Origin of the sequence: Massilia putida, assembly GCF_001941825.1 — a bacterium.
Classification (GTDB): domain Bacteria; phylum Pseudomonadota; class Gammaproteobacteria; order Burkholderiales; family Burkholderiaceae_D; genus Telluria; species Telluria putida.
This window is the reverse complement of sequence record NZ_CP019038.1, coordinates 5,196,927-5,220,708: the sequence shown is the minus strand read 5'-3', so window position 1 is coordinate 5,220,708 and position 23,782 is coordinate 5,196,927. Positions and strand designations below refer to the sequence as shown.

Here is a 23,782-nt window from a genome sequence, read left to right as displayed (position 1 = left end):
GTCTCTTTCAGTCGAGGTTCTTCAGGACGGCAGCCAGCTTGCCGAACAATTCGTCGATATGCTTCTTCTCCAGCACGAGCGGCGGCGACAGCGCGATGATGTCGCCCGTCACGCGGATCAGGATGCCGTCCGCGAAGGCCTGCTTGAACGCGGCGAAGGCGCGCGCCCCGACCTTGCCGGGGATGCTTTCCAGTTCGATGCCGGCGACGAGGCCGATGGTGCGGATGTCGATCACGTGCGGCAGGCCGCGCAGGCTGTGCACGGCGTCTTCCCAGTACGGTTGCAGCGACTTCGCGTTGTCGAGGATGCCCTGCTCCTTGAACACCTCCAGCGTGGCGAGCGACGCGGCGCACGCGAGCGGGTGGCCGGAATACGTGTAGCCGTGGGCCAGTTCGATGCCGGCCGGCGCGTCCATGAACGCGTCGTGGATGAATTTTTTCGAGAACACGGCACCCATCGGCACGACGCCGTTCGTGAGGCCTTTCGCCGTCGTCATCATGTCCGGCTCGACGTCGAAGTAATCGGCGGCGAACGGCGTCGTCAGGCGGCCGAAGCCCGTGATCACTTCGTCGAAGATCAAGAGGATGCCGTGCTTGCTGCAGATCTCGCGCAGGCGTTTCAGATAACCCTTGGGCGGCACCAGCACGCCCGTCGATCCGGACACCGGTTCGACGATCACGGCGGCGATGGTGGACGGGTCGTGCAGCGCGACGATGCGTTCCAGTTCATCCGCCAGTTCGACGCCGAAGTCCGGCTCGCCGCGCGAGAACGCGTTCTTTTGAAGGTTGTGCGTGTGCGGCAGGTGGTCGACACCCGGCAGCAGCGGCCCGAAGGCTTTGCGGTTCGGCCCGATGCCGCCGACGGACAGGCCGCCGAAACCGACGCCGTGATAGCCCCGTTCGCGCCCGATCAGGCGGGTACGCCCGCCCTCGCCGCGCGCCTTGTGGTAGGCAAGTGCGATCTTGAGGGCGGTATCCACCGCTTCCGATCCGGAGTTGGTGTAGAACACGTGGCCGAACTTGTGGTTCGTGTAGTCCATCAGCCGTTCCGCCAGGTCGAAGGCGGCCGGGTGGCCCATCTGGAAGGTCGGGGCGAAGTCGAGCTGGCCGACCATCTCGCTGACGGCGGCGACGATCTTCGGCTGCGCGTGGCCGCACGGTACGCACCACAGGCCGGCGGTGCCGTCGAGCACGGCGTTGCCGTCGACGTCCTTGTAATACATCCCTTGTGCCGAGACGAGGAGGCGCGGATGCGCCTTGAAGTCGCGGTTGTTGGTGAATGGCATCCAGAAGGATGACATCGATTCGGGTCTGGATTCGTTCATGCGACTTCCTTTATTTGGTGGCCCGTAGGGTGGACGGCTATGCCGTCCGCCCTACAAATTTACCAACTGGCAAAAACAATGATGCAATAATAGACAGCAGAACAACAGTGGCACATATACACAATCAGCAAATGTGGCCAACCGTACTGGTAGCATAGCCTGTACAGTTTTCGGCGTCGTACGCGCGCGCAGCAGTGATGGAGTGGCGATGGAAGCAATGGAAAAAAACGGCAGTGGCGACTGGCCCGTGCTGGCGATCGACCGCCAGCGCCGCGGCAGCCTGGTCGACCAGATCGTCGCGGCCATCGCCGAGATGGTAAATCGGCGCACGCTGCCCGCCGGGACGAAGATGCCGTCCGTTCGACAATTCGCAAAAGTAAACGGCGTCAGCACCTTCACGGTCGTCGAATCGTACGACCGCCTGCTGCACCTGGGCCTGCTGTCGTCGCGGCGCGGCTCCGGCTTCTTCGTCGCGCGCGGCATGGAGGCGCCGGCGCAGCAGGCTTCCCTGCCCGTCTCCGCGAGCGTCGTCGACACGCTCACGCCCGATCTGTATTCCGGCCAGTCGGATGCGCTGCCCGTCGGCGCCGGCTGGCTGCCGCCCGAGTGGTATGGCGAATCGACGATCCTGGACGCCGTGCGCCACGCGATGAAGATCCCGGCTGGCCGGCTGCGCGGCTACGGCCACCCGCTCGGCTTTCCCAGCCTGCGCCAGCATCTCGCCGCCACGCTGTCGGCCGACCTGTGCGCGGTGGAGCCGGAACAGATCCTGCTCACGCACGGCGCGACGCACGCGTTCGACCTCGTGCTGCGGACGCTCACCCGGCCGGGCGACGTCGTGTTCGTCGAAGATCCCGGCTACAGCAACCTGCTCGCGCTCGTGCGCCATCACGGGTGCATCCCCGTCGGCATCCCGCGCGGCGCGCACGGCCTGGATATGGACGTGCTCGCGCGCGAGGCCCAGGCGCGCCAGCCCAAGCTCATGTTCGTCAACACGGTGCTGCAGAATCCCCTCGGCACGTCGCTGTCGCAGACGCAGGCGCATCGGCTGCTGGCGCTGTCCGAGCAATTCGATTTCTGGCTCGTCGAAGACGACATCTACCGCGAACTGGCCGCGCGCGGCGACTCGTCGCTGGCTGCGATGGATGGATTGCGCCGCGTGATCCGCATCGGCAGCTTTTCCAAGACCCTGTCGCCGGTGCTGCGCGTGGGCTCGATCTGCGCGTCCGGCTCGCTGATCCCGGAACTGGTGCGCGTCAAGATGCTCACGGGCCTGACGACGTCGGAAGTGAACGAGCGCGCCGTGTACGACGCCGTCAGCAGCCGCGCCTACCGCAAGCAGGTCGAGCGCCTGATCCTGCAACTCGACGGCGCGCGCGAACGGGCCCTGGAACGCCTCGGCGACGCGGGCCTCGTGCCGCTGGCGAAACCGCGCGGCGGGATGTTCGTCAGCGCCGGCTGGACGGATACGAAACACAACGGCCGCGCCATCGCCGAACGGGCGCTGCGCGCCGGCATCCTGCTGGCGCCGGGCGAATTCTTTTCGCTGCATCCGCCCGACACGGCCTGGTTCCGCTTCAACGTCGCCTATGCCTTCGAGCCTGCGCTGCTCGACTTCCTGCGTTCGATCCGAGGAGAACACCCATGACCATCGCGCCCGTCAAATACCGCGTCGGCCACCGCATCAGTCACAGAGACAAGGTCGAAACGGCGATCCTGGCCGAAGCCGTACGCCAGTTCGCCGAATGCGGCTACGAAGGCACGTCGATCGCCACCGTCGCCGAGCGCGCGGGACTGTCGAAGCAGAACCTGATGTACTACTTCCCGACCAAGCAGGTCTTGTACCAGCGCGTGCTCGACAACGTGCTGGACGACTGGCTCGCGCGCATGGCCTGCCTGGCCGATCCTGGCAAGGACCCGGGCGACGTCCTGCGCGCCTACGTGCGCGCGAAGCTGAACTTCTCGCGCGAGCAGCCGCTGGCCTCGCGCGTGTATGCGATGGAAGTGATCGGCGGCGCCAAGCTGTACGCCGACCAGATCCGCCGCCGCGTGATCCCGCTGCTGCGCGCCGACATCGCCGTGTTCGAGCGCTGGATCGCGGAAGGAAAAATCGCCCCCGTCAACGCCACCCACCTGCTGTTCGCCGTCTGGGCCATGACGCAGTCGTACGCCGACTTCGCCGCGCAGATGACGCTCGTGCTCGACCGCGACCAGCTGCAGCCTTCCGACTTCGACGACGCCGAGCGCCTGATCACCGGCATGGTGCTCGCCGCCGTCGGCCTTCAGGAGAAGCCATGCCCGCCTTGAGCCCCGTCGAACTGTTCACGCCGCGCCTGAAACTGCGCTGGATGGATGAACGCGACATCGAGGCCCACTACGCCGTGTTTTCCGACCCGGAAGTGGCCCGCTACTGGAGCAGCGGCCCGTGGACGTCGCTGGACCAGTCGCGCGACAACATCGCGGCCACGCAAGCCGCGTATGCCGACGGCAGCGGTCTGCGCCTCGGCGTCGAGGTGATCGGGACGGGAGAATTGATCGGCAACGTCAGCCTGCACCGCTTCGTCGACGCGAGCCGGCGCTGCGAACTGGGCTACGCGCTGGCGCGGGCGCACTGGGGCGCCGGCTACGTCAGCGAAGCGCTGCGGGCATTGCTGGGCTATGGCTTTTCCACGCTGGACCTGAACCGCGTCGAGGCCGACGTGGACCCGCGCAACGAGGCGTCGGCGCGGGTGCTGGAAAAGCTCGGGTTTCAAAAGGAAGGCTACATGCCGGAGCGGTGGATCGTGCAGGGCGAGCCGGCGGACACCGTCTACTACGGCCTGCTGCGCCGGCACTGGAACGGCTGAACGACCATCACCACTCGTGCGCCGTGCGCTGCCACGCCGGCAGCGCCTGGATGCGCTCGAACCACGCCAGCAGGTGCGGATAGGCGTCCAGCGGCAGCCGCGACTTCTCCTTGTACATGAGCGGCGCCACGACGGCGTAGTCGGCCAGGGTCACGTCGTCGCCGACGAGCCAGCGGCGCGTGGCCAGGTGCCGGTCCAGCACGCGGGCCGCCTCCGCCAGGTCGGATTCGCCGCGCGCCACTTCCTTCGGATCCGCATCCTGGCCGGTGACGAATTTCTTCCAGATATGTTCCCACGTGAGCACGCCGATGGCCGGGGCAAAATGCTGGCAGGCCCAGAACATCCAGCGGCTCACGTCCGCCCGCGCCCGGCGCTCCTGCGGCCACACGGTCTGGCCCGGCGTGCCGTCGGCCAGGTATTGCATGATCGCGCACGATTCCCACAGGGCGAAGTCGCCGTCGATCAGCACGGGGAGCTTGCTGTTGGGGTTGACTTCCTCGAGGCGGCGCCGGTCGTCCTGGCTGGCCAGGTTGATCTCGACGAGATCGAACGCGATGTCGAGGTGGGCGGCCGCCAGCAGCACGCGGCGGGTGTTGGACGAGTAGTGGTTGTAGTAGAGCTGCATTGCCGTCTCCTGGTGGGTTGGTTGATGCAACAATAGTAAGGCCCTGCCCTGACAGATTCTGTCAGGAGTATTCCGGGATGTCGTACTCCTTCCGCCAGCGCCGCAGCAGTTGATGGCGCGGCGACGGATAGCGTTCCGTACTGGTTTCGGCGCGCACGATCCGGTCGACGCGGAAGTGGCGGATCGCCGCGCGCAGTTCGCACCACGCCGCCATCACCCGCTTGCCCTCGAAAAAGGCGAGCGCGAACGGCCATACGATGCGTTCCGTCGCCGTGTCGCGTTCGTCGCGGTAGGCGATGCGCAGCTTGCACTGGCGCCGGATCGCCTCGCGCGTGGGCTGGATGAATGCCTCGACCGGCGCCGCGGCCGGAAAGGCCGGCACCCACAGGCTCGTCTCGGCCATGTGGTCGCGCAGGTCGCGCGGCGTGGCGGTCGCGATCTTGGCCAGCGTGCGGTCGGCTGCGGCGGACAGCGCCGGGTCGCCCTGCTGGCGCACCCAGCGCGCGCCCAGCACGAGGGCTTCCAGTTCGTCGGCGTCGAACATCAGCGGCGGCAGGAAGAACCCGGTGCGCAGCACGTAGCCGACGCCCGCCGAGCCGTCGACGGGCGCGCCCAGCTGGACAAGCGTCTGGATGTCGCGGTAGATGGTGCGTTCGGACACGCCGAGACGCTCGGCCAGCGCGCAGGCCGTCACCGGGCGGCGGTGGCCGCGCAGGGCATCCATCAATTGGAACAGGCGTCCGGTGCGGCTCATGGTGTGCGGCGATCCGGGCGCGGGCTAAGCAGTTTCATGAACGACATCATATTACGCCGGGCCCGCCGGGTCCAGACCGACCGCCCATCCGGCCGCACGACCCCTCATCCCGCGTTTTCGGCAGTTCGTCGGCACCCTGTGGCCACCATGCAGCCTGGGATGTAGAGTGACTCCATCACAACACGTTACCGCCCCAGGAGTCATCATGACCAAGTCTAATTTCCGCAGTTTCGCCGCCACGATGGAAGACCTCGCCCGCGACATCGTCGACGCGTGCCGCCGCGCCGTGCGCACCATCGCCGCCATGCCGTGGCCGGCGATGCTGGCCTGCTGCATCGCCCTCGCCTTCGTGATCAGCATCCTACCGCTGGCGCTGTTCCTGTTCGTCCTGTTCATGGGCCTCAAGGTGATCGTCGGCGCCTTCGTCGTCGATCACCGCCGTACGAATCGGGAACAATTCGGCGAGCACTACGGCAAGCAATAAGCAAGGAACGCCATGCGCGCCAGCGACATCAACCGCGTACTCGACTTCGTACGCGACGCCTTCAACGAAGCCAGCAAGCTGTGGTGGCGCTTCTTCGACTGGCTCGCCGTCGTCGAGTGGCGCCAGCTGTTCCTCACGTGGTTCTTCGTCCTGATCTTCTTCGGGATGCTGAACACGCCTGAGCCGGGAGTCTGGTACATCTTCATCTCGTTCGCCGTCAAAGTGCTCGCGGGCGGCAAGCGCAAGGCCGAGCTGACGGCGCGCGAGGCGACGGCGCAGGCCAACGTGGCGACGCTGGAGCGCCGCCTGATGGAAGCCCGGATGGCCGCGCTGCAGGCCCAGGTCGAACCGCACTTCCTGTTCAACACGCTGGCGCTGATCGGCCAGCTGATCGAGACCGACCCGAAGGAAGCGGCGCGCGTGCACGCCCACCTGATCGACTACCTGCGTTCCACCCTGCCGCAGATGCGCCAGCGCGGCGGCGCCACGCTCGGCAAGCAAGTGGAACTGTCGCGGGCCTACCTCGCCATCATGCAGGCGCGGATGAAGGAACGGCTGCACGTGCGCTTCGACGTGCCCGACTTCCTCGGCAGCGCGCCGTTCCCGCCGATGATGCTGCAGACCCTGATCGAGAACGCCATCAAGCACGGCCTGGAGCCGAAGATCGAAGGCGGCACCGTCGCCGTGCGCGCGCACGTGGTGGGGGCGGACCTGCACGTGGAAGTGTGCGACGATGGCGTCGGCATCGACCCGCACGCGGACGACGGCGTCGGCCTCGCCAACATCCGCGAGCGCCTGCAGCTGCTGTACGGCGCCGATGCCGCGCTGGACATCACCACCCCGCCGGGCGGCGGCGCCTGCGCCACGATCCGGCTGCCCTACAAGATGATGGAGGACGCATGAGCCCCGAAGTTCGCCCGGTGACCGCCCTGATCGCCGACGACGAAGCGCCCATGCGCGACCTGCTGCGGTCGCGCCTGGCAAGCGTGTGGCCGGACCTGCAGATCGTGGCCGAGGCGGCGAACGGCGTGGAAGCCGTCGAACTGGGCGAACGCTTCCAACCCGACATCGCCTTCCTCGACATCCGCATGCCGGGCCTGTCCGGCATCGAGGCGGCGCGCAGGCTGTACGAACGCTCGCACATCGTGTTCGCCACGGCCTACGACCAGTACGCGCTGGACGCGTTCGCCCAGGGCGCGCTCGACTACCTGTTGAAACCCGTGTCGGCGGAACGGCTCGCGACCACGTGCGCGCGGCTGCAGGCGCGGATACGCGCACGTGAAAAGGCGGAGGCGGCGCCGCAGGACATCGGCCGCGAGCTGGCGAAGCTGACGGCCCTGCTGGAAAACAAGGGCAAGCCTACGACGCCGGCTTATCTGCGCTGGATCCAGGCCCAGGTCGGTTCCAGCCTGCGCATGGTGAGCACGCGCGAGATCCTGTTCTTCCAGTCCGACGAAAAATACACGCGCGTGCAGACGGTCGGCGCGGAGTTTCTGATCCGCAAGACGTTGAAGGAATTGCTGGACGAGCTCGACCCGGACGAGTTCTGGCGCATCCACCGCTCCACGCTCGTGCGCGTGGACGCCATCGCCGAGGTCAAGCGCGACCTGCGCGGGCGCCAGATGCTCAAGGTGCGCGGCTATCCGGGCGAGCTGGAAGTCAGCCGCAACCACAGCTATCTGTTCCAGCAGATGTGAATCCATCGTGCGGCTGTTACGATGAGGGCTCCACCCGACAGGAGCCTGCCATGCCCTCGATCGCCATCCCCTGCCTGCGCTATCGCGACACCCCCGCCGCCATCGACTGGCTGTGCGAAGTCTTCGGCTTCGCCTGCCAGGTCGCCGTGCCCGGCATCGACGGCGCCATCGCCCACGCGCAACTGACGCTCGGCGACGGCATGATCATGCTGGGTTCGGTCAGCGACGAAGGGGAATATGGCAAGGTGCTCGTGCAGCCGGACGAGATCAAGGGCCGCCAGACCCAGACCGTCTACCTGCAGGTGAACGACGCCGACCGCGTCTGCGAGCGGGCGCGCAATGCGGGGGCCGTCATCCTGCAGGAACCGGCCGACACGGAATTCGGCAGCCGCGGCTTCATGTGCCGCGATCCCGAGGGGCATGTGTGGAATGTCGGGACGTATGATCCGTGGAAGCCGGAGGATTTGTTCGCCACGAACGCCTAGCGTCGTTCCCGCCTGTGCGGGAACGACGGGCTTGGTTCAGCTGAACAGCCCTTCGTCCGACCCATCCCCATCGAAGAACCCCTGGCCGCCATCCAGGCTGCCATTGTCGACACTGCTGTCGAACAACCCTTCCGACGGGCCATCGTCCAGCACCCGGTCGACATCGCCCAGCCCCGCCTGGTCGGCCAGCGAACTGCCGGACTGGTCGCTGAACAGGTTGTTGGACGGATCGTCGCTGTTCAGCAGGCGGTTGCCGCCGCCGTGGTCGTGGTGGCTGAACATGTTTTCCAGCCCCTGGAACAGGAAGCCGCCGGCCGCGACACCGGCTGCCGTCGCCGCGATCGAACCGAGCGTGCCGCCCAAGCCGCCGCGCAAAAAGCCGGACGACGGCGCGCTCTGGTATTGCGGCTGGTATTGAGGCTGATACGGCGGCTGGGTTTGATACGGTTGCTGGGTATCGCGCTGGTAGGACTGGGACGGCTGCGTCCTGCCGCTATTGCCCCAGGAATTTGCGTCGAGGAATTTACCGTCGCCGCCTTGCTGACCGGAACGTGCCTGCTGCAACTGGCTTTCCAGGCCGGCGATGCGGTCCTTGGCGTTGTTCAGGGCTTGTTCGAGCAGCAATGCCCTTTGCACCAGCAGGTAGGCGGCATCCGGCTGCTGGGCCACGGCACGCTGGATCAGGGCATCCGCTTCCGGGTCCTTCTGGATCCCGCGGGCCTGGATCAGCTGGCTCAGGAAATCGTGCAACATCTGCGAATCTTGCGGGCTCATGACATCTGCTCCTTTGAATTGACGGATAGCCCACATGTTGTGGGCATGTCCGTGAATTCAAGTTTGACAGCATCCGGGCAAGATTGCCTTAAACGGCGCTGAACCGTGCGCCCCGCGGGATTATTTTTGAAGGTCCCGGCCGCCGAAGGCGTTCGGCAGTTGCGCGGCGGCCGTCGTTTCCATCACGTCGCCTTTCAGGTTCGTCAGCACGACCGGCAGGTCGTTGCCGCCCAGTTCCAGGATCACCTGGCGGCAGGCGCCGCACGGCGCGATCGGCCCGTCCGTGTCGCCGATCACGGCCAGCGCCGCGAAGTCGCCCGGCACGTAGCCGAGGGCGATGGCGGAAAAGAACGCCGTGCGCTCGGCGCAGTTGCACAGGCCGTAGGACGCATTCTCGACGTTACAGCCGCGGAACACGCGGCCGTCCTTCGTTTCGAGGGCGGCGCCCACCTTGAAGCGCGAGTACGGCGTGTAGGCCACATCGCGCGCGGCGCGGGCTTCGGCGATCAGTTTTTCGTATTTCATGGGAGCTCCTGGAAACGTGGTCCCCGCGGAGGCGGGTAGCGCCACCGGCGCTCGCCCCAATTTGCTCGCGCTGTCGAGACGCCGGCAGACTTGGCGGGAACAGCCCGCTGGGCTGTTCCCGCCTGCGTGGGAGCGACGGTGACCATGCTGTCGATTACGGACGAATCGTTTTGTAGATCATCGGCTGCGCAGCCGGTTGTTCTTGCGCGATGCGATACGCCGCCTGCACTTCGCGCACGGCCCGTTCGGCGGCATCCTGCGTGCGCGCGTGCACGAGCGCCAGCGGCTGGCCGGCTTCGATCTTCGTGCCCAGCTCGACGAGGCCCGTGAGGCCGACGGCGAAGTCGATCGGGTCTTGCGGACGGATACGCCCGCCGCCCAGGCCGACGACGGCCAGGCCCAGGCCGCGGCAATCCGTCGCGTACGCATAGCCGCTTTCCAGCGCGGGCACGGGCACGACGATCGGGGCCTTGGCGAGGTGCGCATCCGGATTGTCCATCAGGTCGGCCGGGCCGCCCAATGCGGTCACCATGCGCGCGAAACGCTCGGCCGCTTCGCCCGAATCGAGCGCATGCTGCAGTTTCGCGCGCGCCGCCTCCTCGGTGGCCGCGAGGCCGGACAGCACGAGCATCTCGGCGCACAGGGCCATCGTCACCTCGTGCAGGCGCGCCGGACGCGCTGCGCCGGTCAGGTAATCGATCGCCACGCGCACCTCGACGGCATTGCCGGCCGCCGGGCACAGCGACTCGTTCATGCCGGTCAGGATCGCGGACGTGCGGGTGCCGGCGCCGTTGCCGACGTGGACGATGGATTCGGCCAGCTCGACGGATTTTTCATACGTCGGCATGAACGCGCCGCTGCCGGCCTTGACGTCCATGACGAGCGCGTCCAGGCCGGCCGCCAGCTTCTTCGACAGGATCGAGCCGGTGATCATGGCGACGGATTCCACGGTGGCCGTCGTGTCGCGGATGCTGTAGAAACGCTTGTCGGCCGGCGCCAGCTGCGCGGTCTGGCCGATGATGGCGACGCCGATCTCCTTCACCACCTTGCGGAACAGTTCCGGGTCCGGCACGGTGCAATAGCCGGGAATCGAATCGAATTTGTCGAGCGTGCCGCCCGTGTGGCCGAGGCCGCGGCCGGAAATCATCGGCACGAAACCGCCGCATGCCGCGATCATCGGGCCGAGCATCAGCGAGACGACGTCGCCCACGCCGCCCGTCGAGTGCTTGTCGACCACGGGACCGGGCAGGTTCAGCGATTTCCATTCCATGACTTGGCCGGAATCGCGCATCGCCAGCGTGAAGGCGACGCGCTCGTCCATCGTCATGTCGTTGAAGTAGACGGCCATCGCGAGCGCGGCGATCTGGCCTTCGGTGACGCTGCCGTCGGGGATGCCGCGTACGAAGAAGCGGATCTCTTCCGCGGTGAGCGTGCCACCGTCGCGCTTTTTGCGGACGATTTCTTGGGGGAGGAACATGATATTTCCCGTATAAGAGTGATCTCTACACGTCGTTCCCGCGGAAGCGGGAACCCATGCTGAGCTGTCGAAGTCCGCTCAGGCGCGACGATACGCAGTCGACCGACTTCGGCGCTTCCGTATGGATTCCCGCCTGCGCGGGAATGACGGTTTCGGGGTTCCGGGCCTTAAACGCCGTACGGAATCCACACGTTTTTCACCTGGCTCGCATGTTGCAGCACCGTGCGCCCACCCGCCTGCTTCGCATCGAACCAGTCGCGCCCTTTCGCGCCGCCCGTCCACGTGCGCTTCAGCGACTCGGCCGCCAGGCGCTCCACTTCCGCGCACCCTTCCGCCGAACCGTCGTGGCGCCACACGGCATCCACGTCGAAGTGCGACGCCAGGGTGCGCGCCAGTTCGTCGTGGCTGCCGGTGACGATGTTCAGCGCGCCGCCCGGCAGGTCGGACGTATCGAGCACCTGGTACAGGTCCACGCTCGAGAGCGGATGCACTTCCGACGGCACCGCGATCACGCGGTTGCCCAGCGCCAGCGCGGGCGCCACGAGCGAGATGAAGCCCAGCAGCGGGTTCTCGTTCGGGCACACGATGCCGATCACGCCCACCGGTTCGTTCAGCGCGACGGTGATGCCGTGCATCGGCGGCTGGTGCGCCAGGCCGTCGTATTTGTCGGCCCAGGCGGCCCAGTAGAACAGGCGCTCGATCGATGCCTGCACTTCGCGTGCCGCATCCCTGGCGCCCGTCTGCGCGGCGATGCGCGCGGCGAATTCGTCGGCGCGCACGGCCAGGTTTTCAGCGATGTAGTACAGCACCTGCGCGCGGTTGTGCGCGGTCGCTTTCGCCCAGCCGGACGCCTTGTGCGCCGCCTCGACGGCATTGCGGATGTCCTTGCGGTTGCCCTCGCCCACGTCGGCCAGGAACTCGCCGTTCGCGCCCACGATCGCGCGGCTGTACGCGCCGTCCGGGCGCGCCTGCTTGCCGCCGATGTACAGCTTGGCCGTGCGGTCGACCGCGAACGGGTTGTCGCCGCTCGCCAGCTTCACCTTACCCTTTTCCGCGACGACCGGCGCGGCGGGACGCGCATCTTCCGCCAGCGGCATCAGGTATTCAACCATGCCCTCTTTGCCGCCCTCGCGGCCGAAACCCGATTCCTTGTAGCCGCCGAAGCCGCACGCGGCGTCGAACTGGTTGGCCGTGTTGATCCACACGACGCCGGCCTTGATCTGCGGGGCGACGTCCAGCGCGAGGCTGATCGATTCGCTCCACACGCACGCGGCGAGGCCGTACACGGTATTGTTCGCGAGCTGCACCGCTTCGCCCGGCGTGCGGAAGCTCGACGCGACGAGCACGGGGCCGAAGATTTCCGTCTGCGCTACGGTCGCCGACGTCGACGCGCCCGTGATCAGGGTCGGCAGATACCAGGCACCGGCTTGCGGCGTCTCCGCTTCCGGTTGCCAGATCTCGCAGCCTTCGGCGCGCGCCGATTCCACGAGGCCGTGGATGCGCTGCTGCTGCACCGGGTCGACCAGCGCGCCGATGTCGTTCGACTTATCCAGCGGCGAGCCGACGCGCAGATTGCGCATGCGCGCCTTGACCTTCTCGATGAAGCGCGGGTAGACGGATTCCTGCACGAGCAGGCGCGAACCGGCGCAGCAGACCTGGCCCTGGTTGAACCAGATCGAATCGACGAGACCTTCGACGGCCGCGTCCAGGTCGGCGTCGTCGAACACGATGAACGGCGACTTGCCGCCCAGTTCCAGCGACAGTTTTTTACCGGTACCGGCCGTGGCCTTGCGGATGATGCGGCCCACTTCCGTCGAACCGGTGAACGCCAGCTTGTCGATGCCCGGATGGTTGACGATCGCCTCGCCCACGCGGCCGTCGCCCGTGACGATGTTGACGACGCCCGCGGGTACGCCCGCCTGCTGGCAGATCTCGGCGAACAGCAGTGCGGTCAACGACGTGAATTCGGCCGGCTTGAAGACGACGGTGTTGCCGGCGGCGAGCGCGGGTGCGATCTTCCAGGCCAGCATCAAGAGCGGGAAGTTCCACGGCACGATCTGGCCGACGACGCCGACGGCGCGATAGTCCGCGAATTCTTCCGACTGCAGCTGGGCCCAGCCGGCGTGGTGATAGAAGTGACGGGCGGCCAGCGGCAGGTCGGCATCGCGCGTCTCGCGGATGGTCTTGCCGTTGTCCAGCGTCTCGAGCACGGCGAACAGGCGCGAATGCTTTTGCAGCAGGCGCGCCAGCGCGTACAGCACTTTCGCGCGGCCGTGGCCACCCAGGGCTACCCAGCCCGGCTGCGCGCGGCGCGCGGCTTCCACGGCGCGGTCGACGTCGGCCTGGGACGCTTGCGTCACCTGCGCCAGCTCGCTGCCGTCGGCCGGGTTGAACGAGCCGAAGGTGTCAAGCGCGTCAAGCCAGGCGCCGTCGACGAACAGGCCGAAACGGCGGCCATGCGACTCCAGCCACGCTTGCGCTTCCTTGGTGCTCTCGGGTGCGGGGCCGTAATCCATAGTTTGCAGAATCTCTTTAATTGTGGGCATGACAGGTCCGTTGTCGATCAAGGTTGCGCGTGGCGGAATGCGGCCGAATAGCTGCCGGTGACGTAGTGTTCGAGCTGGCGCTCGATGTCGGTCAGGAGGCTCGACGCACCGATGCGGAACAGGTGCGGCTGCAGCCATTCGTTGCCCAGCTCTTCCTTCATCACGGTCAGGTATTGCAGTGCGGCCTTGGCGGAGGACACACCCCCGGCCGGCTTGTAGCCGACCTTGTAGCCGGTGCGTTCATAGTACTCGCGGATCGCTCGTACCATCACCAGCGACACGGGAATGGTCGCGTTCACACCTTCCTTGCCGGTCGATGTCTTGATGAAATCGGCGCCTGCCATCATGCAGACCCACGACGCTTTTGCTACGTTCTCCAACGTGACGAGATCGCCCGTCGCGAGGATCGCCTTCACATGCGCCTCGCCGCACGCCTGGCGGTAGGCGACCATCTCGTCGTACAGCGCCTGCCAGTTTCCGGTCAGGACGTGCTGCCGCGTGATCACGATGTCGATCTCGGTGGCGCCGGCGGCGACGGACAGCTCGATCTCGCGGATCTTCGTTTCAAGGCTGGACAGGCCGGCCGGGAACGCGGTGGAGACGGCCGCGATGGGCAGGCGGCCCTGCAGCACCTGCGCGGCCGGCTCGATCATCTCGTGGTAGACGCACACGGCGCCCGTCGTCAGCGAATCCAGGCCGAGGGCCTGCATCAGGTCCGCGCGCAGCGGACGCATCGCCTTGCGGCACAGGCGCTCGACGCGGCCGGGGGTATCGTCGCCGGACAGCGTGGTCAGGTCGATGCACTCGATGGCGCGGATCAGCCACGCGGCCTGGTACTCCTTCTTGACCGTGCGGCGGTTCGCCAGGCTGGCGGCGCGGCGGTCGGCGGCGTTGCGGTTGACCTTCAGGTGGTTGATCCAGCCCAGGTCGAGGTCGATGGCCGTGTTACGTTTAAAGTCCAAATTCGGGCTCATAGCAAAGCAGTTCCGTTGGCAAGGGGTTTGACGCCGAGGTGGTGCGCCAGGGTGGCGCCGATGTCGGAGAACGTGTCGGACACGGGCAGCTCGCGCGCGGGCGCGGCCGGGCCGAAGAACAGCATCGGAATGTGTTCGCGCGTGTGGTCGGAACCGGCCCACGTCGGGTCGCAGCCGTGGTCCGCCGTGATGACGACGAGGTCGCCCTGTTTCAGCTTGGCGATGAAGTCCGGCAGGCGCGCATCCAGTTCGTGCAGCGCGTTCGCATAGCCCGCGACGTCGCGGCGGTGGCCGAAGTGCATGTCGAAGTCGACGAAATTCACGAACGTGAGCGATTTGTCGGGTGCGGTGTCCGCCACTTCCAGCAGGCGGTCGAACAGCGCCATGTTGTCGGCGCCCTTGATGAGTTGCGTCACGCCCTGGCCGGCAAAAATATCGCTGATCTTGCCGAGCGCGATCACCTCGCCGCCGGCATCCTTCACGTGGTCCAGCAAGGTGGGCGCGACGGGCGGCACGGCGTAGTCGTGGCGGTTGCTCGTGCGCTTGTAGTTGCCGTTCGCGCCCGTGAACGGACGCGCGATCACGCGGCCGATGTTGTACGGTTTGACCAGTTCGTACGCGGCTTCGCATACCTGGTACAGGCGTTCGAGGCCGAAGTGTTCTTCGTGCGCGGCGATCTGCATCACGGAGTCGGCCGACGTGTAGATGATCGGCTTGCCGGTGGCGACGTGTTCATCGCCCAGTTCCGTGATGATGGTCGTGCCGGACGCGTGGCAGTTGCCCAGCCAGCCCGGCACGTTCGTGATCTCGGCCAGTTGATCGGTCAACTCTTGCGGGAAGGTGGGGACGGTCTTCGGGAAGTAACCCCAGTCGAACAGCACGGGCACGCCGGCGATTTCCCAGTGGCCGCTCTGGGTGTCCTTGCCGGTCGACCGTTCGCGCGCGACGCTCCATGCGCCGGTAAAACCATCGCGCTTGCTAAAACCCGCGGGCCATTCGCCGCTGGCCTTGTGCGCGGCGGCGCCCAGGCCGATGCTTTCGAGGTTGGGCAGCGACAGCGGCTTGCCCGCATCGAGCGCCCACTTCGCGATGTGGCCGAGGGTGTTGGCGCCCGCGTCGCCGTATTTGCCGGCGTCGGGCAAGGCGCCCAGGCCGAAGGAGTCCAGCAGGAGGATGAATGCGCGTGACATGTTTTTATCCGTCCAATTCAGAATAATCCGCCGTTCCCGGCATTGCCGGGACCGACTCCCCGCGCAGGCGGGGATCCATGCTGAGTCCCGGAACTCGTTATCGTAAGCATGCCCGGTAACGGTGACGGGAGCCTCAGCTTGGGTTCCCGCTTTCGCGGGAACGACGGTGTGTTTAGGCCGCGTTAGTCGTTTTACCCAGTCGTTCAATAAACCCGTGGATCAGCGTGACCATATCCTTGGCCGCAATCGCAGCATACTTCAGCGTCTGCTCGTGCGACAGCGGGAACGGGGTCAGGCCCTCGGCCAGGTTCGTGATGGCGGAGACACCCGCGACCTTCAACCCGCAGTGACGCGCCGAGATCACTTCCGGCACGACGGACATGCCGACGACGTCCGCGCCCAGCGCCTTGAACGCGCGGATTTCGGCGGCCGTCTCGAAGTTCGGGCCCGGGCACGCCAGGTATACGCCTTCGTTCACGTTGATGTTCTTCTCCGCCGCCGTGGCCTTGATCAGGTCGCGGATCCCGGCATCGTACGCGTTGGCCATGCTGAAGAAGCGTGGGCCGAAGCGGTCGTCGTTCGGGCCGGCCATCGGGCTGCCCGGCAGCAGGTTGATGTGGTCGGTCAGCACCACGACGCTGCCCGCATCCACTTCGGCACGCAGCGAACCGGCGGCGTTCGTCACGAACAGCAGTTCGCAGCCGATCAATTTAAAGGTGCGCACGGCCGATGTCATCACGGCCGGACCATAGCCTTCGTAGAAGTGGCCGCGGCCCTTCATGCACACGACCGGCACGCCGGCCAGCATGCCCAATACCAGTTCGCCGGCGTGGCCATGCACGGTGCTGATCGGGAAGCCCGGCAGGTCGGCATAGCTGATCGCCACCATGTCCGTCATCTGCTCGGCCAGCACGCCGAGGCCGGACCCGAGGATCAGGGCCACGCGCGGCGTGAAACCCGGCTTGCGGGCGCGGATGACGTCGGCGGCTTCGAAGGGAGTGTTGCTGAAGGAGTGAGTAGTCATTGTCGCGGTCTGATCGAAGATTGGGCCGGTGTGTGCACCGAAATGTGGCAACTATGCATGATTGTGAATTGGTATGGCAAATACCATTTTTCTGGTCGATTTATATCTTCGCGGTATAAATTCGCGCTAGACTTCGAGCATGGTCGTTGACCCTGGCTAAACATATGTTTAAGATGAAAAACAAAAGTTTAACCCATCCGCTATCGTGACCGAATCATCAAAAAAACAACAGCTGTACGAGGCCATCCGCGCGAACCCGTTCATCTCGCAGCAAGACCTCGCCAACCAGCTGGGCTTGTCGCGGTCGGCCGTGGCCGGATATATCGCGGGCCTGATCCGCGAGCGCAGGCTGCTCGGGCGCGCCTACGTGCTCCCGGACCACCGCCCCGTCGTCTGCGTGGGCGCGGCGAACCTCGACCGCAAGCTGCGCTCGACCGACGCGCTCGCGCTGCGCACGTCGAACCCGGCCAGCCAGAGCGAATCGTTCGGCGGCGTGGCGCGCAACATCGCCGAGAACCTGGCGCGGCTGGGCACGACGGTCGCGCTGCTGACGGCCATCGGCGCGGACACCTCGGGCGCCGCCCTGCTCGCCCACGCGGAAAGCCTCGGCATCGACGTGCGCGGCGCCCTGCGCCTGGACGGCTGCTGCAGCGGCACGTACACGGCGGTGCTCGATCGCGACGGCGAGATGGTCGTCGCGCTGGCCGATATGGCCTTATATGACCGCATGGACCCGGCCTTCGTCGACGCGCGCCAGGCGCAGCTCGCGGGCGCCGCCCTCGTCGTCGCGGACCTGAACCTCCCGCGGGACACCGTCGCCGCCCTCGCCCACCAGGCACGCCGCAACGGCACGCCGCTCGTGCTGGTGGCCGTGTCCGAACCGAAGATGGCGCGCCTGCCCGACGACCTGTCCGGCGTGCGCCTGCTGATCCTCAACGCCGGCGAGCTGGCGGCGAGAGCCGGCCGGCCGCTGCCGGACGACGATGCGCTCAAAGCGGCCATGCGCGAAGTCCGGGCCCAGGGCGCGCGCGACCTCGTCGTCACGCGCGGTGCGCGCGGCGTCCTCGTCACGGCCGGCAACGATATCGTCGACCTGCCCGCGCCGCCTGCCGACGTCGTCGACGTGACGGGCGCCGGCGACGCGTTCGCGGCGGCCGTCTGCTGGTCGCTCGTGCAGGACAACAGTAACAACGGCGGCGCCGAGGACCTGGTGCTGGCCTGCCGGCGCGGCCTGCATCTGTCGGCCCTCACCTTGGGCGTGCCCGAAACGGTGCATCCCGGCCTGGGACCGGACAGCCTCGCCACCGAACATCCTTTGCAATGACAGGACCGAACATGCAAACCTTCCTCCAGTTTTCTCCCGAAGTCGCGGCCGCGCGCGCGGCCGGCAAGCCCGTCGTCGCGCTCGAATCGACGATCATCTCGCACGGCATGCCGTATCCGCAGAACGTGCAGACGGCGCGCGAGGTCGAGCAGGTCATCCGCGACGCCGGCGCCGTGCCGGCCACCATCGCCCTCATCGACGGCAAGATCTGCGTGGGCCTGGCCGACGACCAGCTCGAACAACTGGGCAATGCGCAAGGCGCCTTGAAGGTGAGCCGGCGCGACCTCGCGTACGTGCTGGCCGAGAAAAAGCTGGGCGCGACGACGGTCGCGGCCACGATGATCTGCGCGGCGCTGGCCGGCATCGAGGTGTTCGTCACGGGCGGCATCGGCGGCGTGCACCGGGGCGCCGAGACGAGCTTCGACATCTCGGCCGACCTGCAGGAACTGGCGCGAACGAACGTCGCCGTCGTGTGCGCGGGCGTGAAATCCATCCTCGACATCGGCCTCACGCTGGAATACCTGGAGACGCATGGCGTGCCGGTGGTCAGCGTCGGCCAGCCCGGCTTCCCCGCGTTCTTCACGCGCGAATCCGGCTTTCCCGCCGACTTCCAGCTCGACACGCCGGAGCAGCAGGCCCGCTTCATCCGCACCAAGTGGCAATTGGGGTTGTCGGGCGGCGTCGTCGTCAGCAATCCGGTGCCGGCGGCAGCCGCGCTGGAGAACGACGAAATCGACGGCATCATCGCCCAGGCGCTGCGCGAGGCCGACGAACAAGGCGTGAAGGGCAAGGCCGTGACGCCGTTCCTGCTGGCCCGCATCAAGGACCTGACGGGCGGCCGCAGCCTCGCCACCAACATCGCGCTCGTGAAACACAATGCCCTCGTCGGCGCCCGCCTCGCGGTGGCGCTGCACGCGGCAGTCCACGTTTGAGACCATCATGTCGATCGACCTGAAGCAGCTGAAATACTTCCTGGCGGTGGCCGAAGAAAAAAGCTTCAGCCGCGCCGCCGAGCGCCTGCACATCTCGCAGCCGCCGTTGTCGCAGCAGATCATGAAGCTGGAGAGCGAACTCGGGGTACGCCTGTTCGCGCGCACGACGCGCAGCTTCGAACTGACCGTCGCCGGCCGTGCGCTGATGCACGAAGCGGCCGACCTGCTGGGCCGCATGCGCATGACCATCGACACGATCCGCCAGATCGACCGCGGCGAGGTCGGGCGCCTGCGCGTGGGCATCGTCGGCTCGGCGATGTGGGGCCCGATTCCCGGCCTGCTGGAACAGTTCCAGAGCCAGTTCCCGCGCGTGACCTGGACGATCCACGAACTGGGTCCGAACGACCAGTGGGACGCGCTGCGCGGACGCCAGATCGACGTCGGTTTCTGGCGCGAGCCGAGGATCGACGACGACATGCTGAGGAACGCGGGCCTGCGCCAGGAACTGTGCTTCCGCGAGGACGTGTGCGTGGCCATCAATGCCCAGCATCCGCTGGCGCAGCAGGACGCCATCGAACTGATCGACATCGCCCACGAACCGATGCTGACCCTGCACCTGGACCAGTCGGCCGAACCGCGCTACCTGATCCAGTGCTGCGTCAACGCGGGCTTCCAGCCGGCGATCTTCCAGGAGGCGGCCGAGCCGCAAACCCTGCTCGCGATGGTCGGCGCGGGGCTGGGCGTCGCGCTGATGCCGTCGACGACGAGCCGCATCGGCTGGCCGGGCGTGCGCTTCCTGCCGGTGCGCACGAATCCGCCGTCGGCCAATCTGTACATCACGTATCCGACGCAGGACGATGCGCCGGTCGTGCGGGCGTTTTTGAAGATCTTGAATCCGGCGGGCGAATGAGCGTAGGGTGGGCATTCGAGGCCGGGGCCTCAAATGAAACATGCCCACGCGTAACGCCGGCGACGTGCAAACGCCACGCGTGGGCACATGATTGATGCCCGCGGCATCAATCACTGCACCCTACGCACGATTTAATGGGTGGCTCCGCCAGCTTCCACTGCGTCGCTGTCCGTCACCACCGCCACCTCGACCGCGATGCGCAGCGCATCGACGATATCGCGCAGCGCCATCGACGGCGGCCGCTCCGGCCGGTCCGCGGCCTGCTCGGGCAGGAACGGCACGTGGATGAAGCCGGCCTTCAGCGGCTGACCCACCGACTGGTGCATCAACCCATAGAACACGTGGTTGCACACGAACGTGCCGGCGGTCTGGGACACCCCGGCCGGAAAGCCGCGCAGCCGCAGCGCTTTCACGATGGCCTTGACGGGCAGCGTGCTGAAATACGCGGCCGGGCCGTCCGCCACGATGGGCGTGTCGACGGGTTGTGCCCCTGCGTTGTCGCGGATGGACGCGTCGTCGACGTTGATGGCCACGCGCTCCAGCGAAATCTCGGAGCGGCCGCCGGCCTGGCCGACGGCGATCACGATGTCGGGCTTGACGCCCGCGATGGCGTCGCGCAGGACGTCGCGCGCGCTGCCGAACACGCACGGCAGCTGGCGCGCGACGACCGCGAAGCCCGGCCCGGACCAGCCGTCAAGTAGCCGCACGGCTTCCCACGACGGGTTGATGGTGGCGCCGTTGAAAGGTTCGAACCCGGTCAGGAGGATGGTCTTGACGGGAGCTTGGGAAGTGGGTGCGGTCATGGTCGCCTCATCGATACATCAGGAAGTACAGCAAAACGATATTCGCGCCCAGCAGCGGCAACGCGGTCGGCAGCTGGGCCTTGATCACGGCGTTCTTGTCGGGCAGTTCGAGCAGCGCCGCCGGCACGATATTGAAATTCGCCGCCATCGGCGTCATCAGCGTACCGCAATAGGCGCTGAACATGCCGATCGCCGCCATCACGGCCGGATTGGCATGGTACACCCCGACCAGGACGGGAATCCCGATGCCGCCCGCGATGACGGGAAACGCGGCGAAGCCATTGCCCATCACGACGGTAAATAATGCCATGCCCACGCAGAACGCGGCGCAGGCCAGCAGCCGCGAATCGAGCGGGATGTAGCTGGTCGCGACGTGCGCCACGGCCTTGCCGACGCCCGCCTCGGAAAACAGCAGGCCGAGCACGGCCAGCATGTGCGGCAGCACGACGGCCCAGCTCATCGCGTCGATCAGGCGCCGCGCCTCGCGCACGCCCTGCAGCGGCGTCGCGCGCGTGAACCGGCACGCGAGCGCCAGCGCGGCGAGGCTGCCGCAGCCCATGCTCACGAGCGTCAGGTTCTTCGGATCCAGCAGGACGCTCGTGCCGACGTGGACGTCCTTGAGCGCGACGGAGCCGAGCATCGTCACGACGGGAATCGCCAGCGCCGGCACGAGGAGCCGGTTGCCAAGGCGCGCCGCGCTGGATTTCCTGGCCTCTTCCGGCAGGATGCTCGCCTGCCCCGGGCGCACCAGGCCGCAGCCGCCGATAAGGGCCATCGCGATCATCAGGACGCCCGCCGCGGCCGGCGGCAGGCGCTCGCCCAGCAGGTAGACGAGCGCGTACAAGCCCCAGAACAGCGCCGTCGTGAAGCGGCGCGGGTTGGTCCGGTCGCGCACGGTCATGACGGCCGTCGCCGCGAACAGCAGGCCGACGAGCACATAGAAAAAGTCGAGCGAGACGATCATGGCGCGGTCTCGCGGCGGATGCGCGCGTCGAGCCGGCGCAGGTTCCAGGCGTGGATGACGAACGCGGTCACCGCCGTCGGGATGCCCCACAAGGCCATCCGGATGGGATCGACGTCGAGGCCCTCGGCTTTCAGGATCGTCTGCATCAGCACGATGGCGCCGAACGCGACGAACACGTCCTCGCCGAAGAACAGCCCGACATTGTCCGTGGCCGCGCTCATCGCCCGGATGCGCTGGCGCAGCGGCTCGGGCAGGTGTCCGTGCCGCGCCTCGGCCGCCGCCTCGGCCATCGGCGCGACGAGCGGGCGCACCATGTTCGGATGGCCGCCGAGGCTCGTCAGGCCGAACGCGGCGGCGATCTCGCGCGCCAGCAGGTACACCGTCAGCAAGCGTCCCGTCGTGGCCGAACGGATGCGCGCGACGGTGGCCTGCGCGTGCTCCTTGAGGCCGAACCGTTCCAGCAGGCCGATCGCGGCCAGCGGCAGCAGCAGGATCAGCGGCAGGTTGCGCGTCTTGATGAACGCGGTGCCCAGCGATTCCAGCAGGTGCGGCACGGGCAGGTGCGCGGCCCAGCCGGTCACGCCGCAGGCCACGATCACGACGAGCACCGGATTGGCGCGCAACAGGAATCCGGCCGCGACGGCGGCGATGCCGAGCAGCGGCCACAGGTTGACGGCGGTGTGCATAGTCCTCCAACGGTTGTGGTTGCGTACGGAATCTTACCTTACGGATAGGATTGCGCCGCTCGCGCGCGGCCCATGCGGACACGCCGTCGCGTCAACGCGACGGGAAGCCGACCTGCACACAGGCGGCCCGCGCGTTCTGTGCGCACGCATGACATGCGGGGCGGTGCGCGGTAAGCTCGATGCCGTTTCCTTCCGGGGTGCCGTCATGACTGCATTCGAACGCACAGTACGCTTGCTCCTGCTGACCGTCGGCCTGCTGCTGGGCGTGACCGGCTGCGGCGGCGATGTCGGCATCGGCATCGGGGTCGGCTGGTTCCACGAATCCGACCACCCGTGGCCCGACCACCCCGACTGGCCCAGCTGGCCCGACCGGCCGCAGGGCGCGACGGGCCTGTTCCCGATCGCGGGCGACATCTGCGGACAATGTACCGGCTCGCAGGACGGCACCGGATCGAACGCGCGCTTCAACGGGCCGCAGGGCATCGCGGCGGACGCGGCCGGCAACCTGTACGTGGCGGAAAGCGCCAGCGCCACCGTGCGCAAGATCTCCCCCCAGGGCGTCGTCACGACGCTCGCGGGCACGCGCGGCGCCGTCGGCTATGCGGACGGCGCCGGCGCGGCGGCCCGCTTCAACGACCCGAGCCGTCTGGTCGCGGATGCCGACGGCAACCTGTACGTGACGGACAGCGGCAACTCCGTCATCCGCCGCGTCGCGCCGGACGGCGTGACGACCACCATCGCCGGCAATGGCACGTGCGGCAGCGCGGACGGCCAGGGCGCGGCGGCGCGCTTCTGCAAGCCGCGCGGCATCGCGCTGGACCGCCAGGGCAATCTGTGGGTGGCCGACACCGGCAACCACATGCTGCGCCGCATCGATACTGCCGGCAACGTCACGACGGTGGCCGGTACGCCGGGCGTGTGCGGCAGCCGCGACGGCAGCGGCGGGCAGGCGCAGTTCTGCGACCCGCAGGACGTGGGCGTCGACAACTGGAGCAACGTGTACGTCGTCGACACGGGCAACTCGACGATCCGCATGGTGAACGACAAGGGCAACGTGTCGACTTTGGCGGGCCAGGCGGGGCAGTGCGACGCCGTCGACGGCAGCCCGGGCGTCTCGCGCCTGTGCGCGCCCGAGGGCATCACGGTCGACGGCAACGATCTCTATATCGCCGACACCGGCAACTCGACCATCCGCCGCATCAACCTGGACAATGTGACGAGCACCGTGGCCGGCGTGGCCGGCCACGCCGGCATCGTCCTCGGCCCCCTGCCCGGCGGCCTGGACCGGCCGGTCGGCGTCGCGCTGGCCCCCGACCGCTCGATCGCGCTCACGACGCACAACCTCGTCGTGAAACTGTTGCCGGCGAAATAGTTAAGACACCTCGAAAAAACGTCGCGAGCGGCAACAGTGCCGTTCGAGAAGCGCAGCTGTACGAGT

24 protein-coding genes are annotated in these 23,782 nt (G+C 67.2%); 11 read left to right on the top strand and 13 right to left on the bottom strand.

The features are described from left to right. Window positions 1–7: 7 nt before the first annotated feature. Entirely contained in the window at window positions 8–1,324 is a 1,317-nt protein-coding gene (gene aptA, locus BVG12_RS25400; protein WP_075794818.1) for an omega-aminotransferase AptA, read from the bottom strand. Window positions 1,325–1,532: 208 nt separating this feature from the next. Here aptA and BVG12_RS25395 point away from each other — a divergent pair, with 208 nt between their 5' ends. The 3 genes from BVG12_RS25395 to BVG12_RS25385 are packed head-to-tail and all read left to right on the top strand — an operon-like array spanning window position 1,533 to window position 4,170. After that, window positions 1,533–2,972 carry an aminotransferase-like domain-containing protein gene (locus tag BVG12_RS25395; protein ID WP_307189086.1) on the top strand — a complete coding sequence of 480 codons (1,440 nt, stop codon included), beginning with the start codon at window positions 1,533–1,535 and terminating at the stop codon, window positions 2,970–2,972. Then, entirely contained in the window at window positions 2,969–3,631 is a 663-nt protein-coding gene (locus tag BVG12_RS25390) for a TetR/AcrR family transcriptional regulator (protein ID WP_075794817.1), read from the top strand. The genes BVG12_RS25395 and BVG12_RS25390 overlap by 4 nt, the downstream gene beginning before the upstream one ends. Continuing rightward, complete coding sequence (locus tag BVG12_RS25385; protein WP_075794816.1) at window positions 3,619–4,170, top strand: GNAT family N-acetyltransferase; 552 nt, start codon at window positions 3,619–3,621, stop codon at window positions 4,168–4,170. The genes BVG12_RS25390 and BVG12_RS25385 overlap by 13 nt, the downstream gene beginning before the upstream one ends. Window positions 4,171–4,177: 7 nt before the next feature. Here BVG12_RS25385 and BVG12_RS25380 read toward each other — a convergent pair whose 3' ends face one another. Further along, window positions 4,178–4,795, bottom strand: coding sequence for a glutathione S-transferase family protein (locus BVG12_RS25380; protein WP_075794815.1), 618 nt, complete (start codon window positions 4,793–4,795; stop codon window positions 4,178–4,180). A 61-nt stretch (window positions 4,796–4,856) separates the two neighbouring features. Continuing rightward, window positions 4,857–5,549: a helix-turn-helix transcriptional regulator gene (locus BVG12_RS25375; RefSeq protein ID WP_075794814.1), complete on the bottom strand. Its 693-nt coding sequence runs from the start codon at window positions 5,547–5,549 to the stop codon at window positions 4,857–4,859. Window positions 5,550–5,754: 205 nt separating this feature from the next. Here BVG12_RS25375 and BVG12_RS34740 point away from each other — a divergent pair, with 205 nt between their 5' ends. From BVG12_RS34740 to BVG12_RS25355, 4 genes are read left to right on the top strand one after another with little or no spacing between them, the layout of a single operon-like run. Continuing rightward, entirely contained in the window at window positions 5,755–6,033 is a 279-nt protein-coding gene (locus BVG12_RS34740; protein WP_075794813.1) for a hypothetical protein, read from the top strand. 12 nt (window positions 6,034–6,045) lie between these two features. Beyond that, a complete protein-coding gene (locus BVG12_RS25365; protein WP_075794812.1) occupies window positions 6,046–6,936 on the top strand; it encodes a sensor histidine kinase in 891 nt (296 codons plus the stop codon). Beyond that, window positions 6,933–7,730 (top strand): LytR/AlgR family response regulator transcription factor, encoded by a 798-nt coding sequence (locus BVG12_RS25360; RefSeq protein ID WP_075794811.1) that lies wholly within the window; start codon window positions 6,933–6,935, stop codon window positions 7,728–7,730. The genes BVG12_RS25365 and BVG12_RS25360 overlap by 4 nt, the downstream gene beginning before the upstream one ends. Window positions 7,731–7,780: 50 nt before the next feature. Next, window positions 7,781–8,215 (top strand): VOC family protein, encoded by a 435-nt coding sequence (locus tag BVG12_RS25355; protein WP_075794810.1) that lies wholly within the window; start codon window positions 7,781–7,783, stop codon window positions 8,213–8,215. Between the two features lie 36 nt (window positions 8,216–8,251). On the opposite strand, the gene BVG12_RS25350 is transcribed toward BVG12_RS25355, so the two are convergent. The 7 genes from BVG12_RS25350 to xapA all read right to left on the bottom strand — a co-directional run bounded on the left by BVG12_RS25350 (window position 8,252) and on the right by xapA (window position 16,725). Next, the gene (locus tag BVG12_RS25350; protein WP_075794809.1) at window positions 8,252–8,989 is read right to left on the bottom strand and encodes a DUF2076 domain-containing protein; all 738 of its coding nucleotides are present in this window, start codon (window positions 8,987–8,989) and stop codon (window positions 8,252–8,254) included. Window positions 8,990–9,109: 120 nt separating this feature from the next. Then, window positions 9,110–9,514: a cytidine deaminase gene (locus BVG12_RS25345; protein ID WP_075794808.1), complete on the bottom strand. Its 405-nt coding sequence runs from the start codon at window positions 9,512–9,514 to the stop codon at window positions 9,110–9,112. A 154-nt stretch (window positions 9,515–9,668) separates the two neighbouring features. Then, window positions 9,669–10,991 (bottom strand): thymidine phosphorylase, encoded by a 1,323-nt coding sequence (gene deoA, locus BVG12_RS25340; RefSeq protein ID WP_075794807.1) that lies wholly within the window; start codon window positions 10,989–10,991, stop codon window positions 9,669–9,671. Between the two features lie 167 nt (window positions 10,992–11,158). Then, window positions 11,159–13,537, bottom strand: a complete 2,379-nt coding sequence (locus tag BVG12_RS25335; RefSeq protein ID WP_370662814.1) for an aldehyde dehydrogenase family protein — start codon at window positions 13,535–13,537, stop codon at window positions 11,159–11,161. Between the two features lie 17 nt (window positions 13,538–13,554). Beyond that, window positions 13,555–14,511: a deoxyribose-phosphate aldolase gene (gene deoC / locus BVG12_RS25330; RefSeq protein ID WP_075794805.1), complete on the bottom strand. Its 957-nt coding sequence runs from the start codon at window positions 14,509–14,511 to the stop codon at window positions 13,555–13,557. After that, a complete protein-coding gene (locus BVG12_RS25325) occupies window positions 14,508–15,701 on the bottom strand; it encodes a phosphopentomutase (protein ID WP_075794804.1) in 1,194 nt (397 codons plus the stop codon). The genes deoC and BVG12_RS25325 overlap by 4 nt, the downstream gene beginning before the upstream one ends. Before the next feature lie 172 nt (window positions 15,702–15,873). Beyond that, window positions 15,874–16,725 (bottom strand): xanthosine phosphorylase, encoded by an 852-nt coding sequence (xapA, locus tag BVG12_RS25320; protein WP_075794803.1) that lies wholly within the window; start codon window positions 16,723–16,725, stop codon window positions 15,874–15,876. A 205-nt stretch (window positions 16,726–16,930) separates the two neighbouring features. Between xapA and BVG12_RS25315 the strand changes: the two genes are divergently transcribed. From BVG12_RS25315 to BVG12_RS25305, 3 genes are read left to right on the top strand one after another with little or no spacing between them, the layout of a single operon-like run. Continuing rightward, window positions 16,931–18,049 (top strand): carbohydrate kinase, encoded by a 1,119-nt coding sequence (locus BVG12_RS25315; RefSeq protein WP_075794802.1) that lies wholly within the window; start codon window positions 16,931–16,933, stop codon window positions 18,047–18,049. An 11-nt stretch (window positions 18,050–18,060) separates the two neighbouring features. After that, a complete protein-coding gene (locus BVG12_RS25310; protein WP_075794801.1) occupies window positions 18,061–18,981 on the top strand; it encodes a pseudouridine-5'-phosphate glycosidase in 921 nt (306 codons plus the stop codon). 7 nt (window positions 18,982–18,988) lie between these two features. Next, window positions 18,989–19,891, top strand: coding sequence for a LysR family transcriptional regulator (locus tag BVG12_RS25305; RefSeq protein ID WP_075794800.1), 903 nt, complete (start codon window positions 18,989–18,991; stop codon window positions 19,889–19,891). 131 nt (window positions 19,892–20,022) lie between these two features. On the opposite strand, the gene pcp is transcribed toward BVG12_RS25305, so the two are convergent. The 3 genes from pcp to BVG12_RS25290 are packed head-to-tail and all read right to left on the bottom strand — an operon-like array spanning window position 20,023 to window position 22,344. After that, entirely contained in the window at window positions 20,023–20,694 is a 672-nt protein-coding gene (pcp, locus tag BVG12_RS25300) for a pyroglutamyl-peptidase I (RefSeq protein WP_075794799.1), read from the bottom strand. A gap of 7 nt (window positions 20,695–20,701) precedes the next feature. Next, the gene (locus BVG12_RS25295) at window positions 20,702–21,658 is read right to left on the bottom strand and encodes a DUF979 domain-containing protein (protein WP_075794798.1); all 957 of its coding nucleotides are present in this window, start codon (window positions 21,656–21,658) and stop codon (window positions 20,702–20,704) included. Next, entirely contained in the window at window positions 21,655–22,344 is a 690-nt protein-coding gene (locus BVG12_RS25290) for a DUF969 domain-containing protein (RefSeq protein ID WP_075794797.1), read from the bottom strand. Before BVG12_RS25290 ends, BVG12_RS25295 begins: the two co-directional genes overlap by 4 nt. Window positions 22,345–22,549: 205 nt before the next feature. Here BVG12_RS25290 and BVG12_RS25285 point away from each other — a divergent pair, with 205 nt between their 5' ends. Continuing rightward, window positions 22,550–23,716, top strand: a complete 1,167-nt coding sequence (locus BVG12_RS25285; protein WP_156895733.1) for an SMP-30/gluconolactonase/LRE family protein — start codon at window positions 22,550–22,552, stop codon at window positions 23,714–23,716. The last annotated feature ends 66 nt before the right edge of the window (window positions 23,717–23,782 follow it).

Excerpts from the sequence above, each read along its gene's own strand:
- BVG12_RS25290 (WP_075794797.1), bottom strand. The coding sequence starts at position 22,344 with ATGCACACCGCCGTCAACCTGTGGCCGCTGCTCGGCATCGCCGCCGTC.
- xapA (WP_075794803.1), bottom strand. The coding sequence starts at position 16,725 with ATGACTACTCACTCCTTCAGCAACACTCCCTTCGAAGCCGCCGACGTC.
- BVG12_RS25365 (WP_075794812.1), top strand. The coding sequence starts at position 6,046 with ATGCGCGCCAGCGACATCAACCGCGTACTCGACTTCGTACGCGACGCC.
- BVG12_RS25380 (WP_075794815.1), bottom strand. The coding sequence starts at position 4,795 with ATGCAGCTCTACTACAACCACTACTCGTCCAACACCCGCCGCGTGCTG.
- BVG12_RS25385 (WP_075794816.1), top strand. The coding sequence starts at position 3,619 with ATGCCCGCCTTGAGCCCCGTCGAACTGTTCACGCCGCGCCTGAAACTG.
- deoA (WP_075794807.1), bottom strand. The coding sequence starts at position 10,991 with ATGTTCCTCCCCCAAGAAATCGTCCGCAAAAAGCGCGACGGTGGCACG.
- BVG12_RS25335 (WP_370662814.1), bottom strand. The coding sequence starts at position 13,537 with ATGCCCACAATTAAAGAGATTCTGCAAACTATGGATTACGGCCCCGCA.
- deoC (WP_075794805.1), bottom strand. The coding sequence starts at position 14,511 with ATGAGCCCGAATTTGGACTTTAAACGTAACACGGCCATCGACCTCGAC.
- aptA (WP_075794818.1), bottom strand. The coding sequence starts at position 1,324 with ATGAACGAATCCAGACCCGAATCGATGTCATCCTTCTGGATGCCATTC.
- pcp (WP_075794799.1), bottom strand. The coding sequence starts at position 20,694 with ATGACCGCACCCACTTCCCAAGCTCCCGTCAAGACCATCCTCCTGACC.
- BVG12_RS25305 (WP_075794800.1), top strand. The coding sequence starts at position 18,989 with ATGTCGATCGACCTGAAGCAGCTGAAATACTTCCTGGCGGTGGCCGAA.
- BVG12_RS25375 (WP_075794814.1), bottom strand. The coding sequence starts at position 5,549 with ATGAGCCGCACCGGACGCCTGTTCCAATTGATGGATGCCCTGCGCGGC.
- BVG12_RS25390 (WP_075794817.1), top strand. The coding sequence starts at position 2,969 with ATGACCATCGCGCCCGTCAAATACCGCGTCGGCCACCGCATCAGTCAC.
- BVG12_RS25295 (WP_075794798.1), bottom strand. The coding sequence starts at position 21,658 with ATGATCGTCTCGCTCGACTTTTTCTATGTGCTCGTCGGCCTGCTGTTC.
- BVG12_RS25285 (WP_156895733.1), top strand. The coding sequence starts at position 22,550 with ATGACTGCATTCGAACGCACAGTACGCTTGCTCCTGCTGACCGTCGGC.
- BVG12_RS25395 (WP_307189086.1), top strand. The coding sequence starts at position 1,533 with ATGGAAGCAATGGAAAAAAACGGCAGTGGCGACTGGCCCGTGCTGGCG.
- BVG12_RS25355 (WP_075794810.1), top strand. The coding sequence starts at position 7,781 with ATGCCCTCGATCGCCATCCCCTGCCTGCGCTATCGCGACACCCCCGCC.
- BVG12_RS34740 (WP_075794813.1), top strand. The coding sequence starts at position 5,755 with ATGACCAAGTCTAATTTCCGCAGTTTCGCCGCCACGATGGAAGACCTC.
- BVG12_RS25345 (WP_075794808.1), bottom strand. The coding sequence starts at position 9,514 with ATGAAATACGAAAAACTGATCGCCGAAGCCCGCGCCGCGCGCGATGTG.
- BVG12_RS25350 (WP_075794809.1), bottom strand. The coding sequence starts at position 8,989 with ATGAGCCCGCAAGATTCGCAGATGTTGCACGATTTCCTGAGCCAGCTG.
- BVG12_RS25360 (WP_075794811.1), top strand. The coding sequence starts at position 6,933 with ATGAGCCCCGAAGTTCGCCCGGTGACCGCCCTGATCGCCGACGACGAA.
- BVG12_RS25325 (WP_075794804.1), bottom strand. The coding sequence starts at position 15,701 with ATGTCACGCGCATTCATCCTCCTGCTGGACTCCTTCGGCCTGGGCGCC.
- BVG12_RS25310 (WP_075794801.1), top strand. The coding sequence starts at position 18,061 with ATGCAAACCTTCCTCCAGTTTTCTCCCGAAGTCGCGGCCGCGCGCGCG.